Origin of the sequence: Blautia ammoniilytica, assembly GCF_025566965.1 — a bacterium.
Lineage (GTDB): Bacteria > Bacillota > Clostridia > Lachnospirales > Lachnospiraceae > Blautia_A > Blautia_A ammoniilytica.
Genome location: NZ_JAOQJL010000067.1, coordinates 2243 through 3110, shown reverse-complemented (window position 1 = coordinate 3110; position 868 = coordinate 2243). Strand labels below are relative to the sequence as shown.

The following is an 868-nucleotide window of genomic DNA, read 5'->3' as shown; positions in this document are numbered from 1 at the left end:
TTACCGACATTCTAACACAGTCCCCTCCATCTTGCCAGTACTTTTTCAGACACTCAGAAGCATATTCTCGAATGCCTGCTCCATAGATATACCGTTATTGGCAAATCTGACTTTTACTTTCATATTACCGATCCGGACCAGATAAGGATTTCCTACTTTATTCAGAAAAATATCTCTCCGTTCCTGAAGCGGCTTATTTCCATCTGCTTTTATCATCCGTAGATCCGTCATTTCATTGATATCTACATCACTGAAATCCTGATCCAGATAATTTCTATATTCCTCTGCTGTCATGCCCTTCTCCTTCCATTCCCATCTGGATCCGTACTGCTTTCAGTACCCGATCTAGGCTCCACTTATTTACTCTTCCGCATTTCTCAATAATACATTTTGTAGAAATGCTCATAACCTGTTCAGCCAATGCAAGGCTTCCTTTTCGGATCCCTGTCATATCGTATTTACTGATAAATACATGTGTTGGTAAATACCGCTTCTTATATATTCTTGACGTCAGCGGAACTACTGTAATGACTGAACTGTATGTATTAGCTTTGTTGTTACTTACTACGATCACCGGTCTTACTCCACCCTGAACCGAAGTTGTCGGGAACATACCGAGATCCGCCCATAAGATATCTCCTCTTCGAATCGTCACTTGTCATCTCTCTCCAATCTTTTTAATTTGTAAAGCATTCATAGCGCTATATTGGCTCCACAGGAATACGGCAGAGTTCCCTTCCAAGACGGAAAACTCTGCCGCATAACCTCTATAGCCAATTTGATTATTAAACAGTGCTCGCTCGATTCTATTTATCCTCGATACCCCGAATCGTTACTCCTGCATATGCAGGAAGGGAATAATAACCTG

General features: G+C 41.2%; 2 protein-coding genes. Both read right to left on the bottom strand.

The window, feature by feature from the left end; translation table 11 throughout:
• Positions 1 to 45: 45 nt before the first annotated feature.
• Positions 46 to 294 (bottom strand): DUF6870 family protein, encoded by a 249-nt coding sequence (locus OCV61_RS18200; RefSeq protein WP_158422927.1) that lies wholly within the window; start codon positions 292 to 294, stop codon positions 46 to 48.
• Positions 275 to 655, bottom strand: a complete 381-nt coding sequence (locus OCV61_RS18195) for a type II toxin-antitoxin system PemK/MazF family toxin (protein ID WP_012744261.1) — start codon at positions 653 to 655, stop codon at positions 275 to 277. The genes OCV61_RS18200 and OCV61_RS18195 overlap by 20 nt, the downstream gene beginning before the upstream one ends.
• Between the last annotated feature and the right edge of the window lie 213 nt (positions 656 to 868).